Source organism: Gilvimarinus sp. 1_MG-2023, from assembly GCF_030548285.1.
Window position 1 is genome coordinate 1 of record NZ_JAUOSC010000453.1, and the last position, 345, is coordinate 345.

1 protein-coding gene is annotated in these 345 nt (G+C 57.4%); it reads left to right on the forward strand.

Annotation, left to right across the window (positions count from 1 at the left end; translation table 11 throughout):
• A partial coding sequence (locus Q4563_RS17600) for a response regulator (RefSeq protein ID WP_303605418.1) occupies positions 1-345 on the forward strand: 345 nt, incomplete at both ends.

A 345-nucleotide genomic window follows, 5' to 3' on the forward strand; every position in this document is an offset into this window, starting at 1 on the left:
TGCCGACACCGTGCCGGAAGGTCTGGCCGCCAGTGCTCGTCTTAATCGGGTGCGGGTACTGGTGATCGATAACGAGGAAACCATTCGTCTCAGTATGAAAAGCCTGTTGCAGGCCTGGGGGTGTAACGTGATTACCGCCAGTAATGGCGAAGTCGCCCAGGATGCCTGGCACAACTTCTGTCCGGATATTGTACTGGCGGACTATCATCTGGATCACGATGAAACCGGCACCGGCGTGATACGCACTCTGGCAGCCGCCGACAGCAACGTTATGGCAACTCCCCTGATCGTTATTACCGCTGACCGCAGCGATACCGTGCGTCAGGAAATCACCCGACTGGGAGC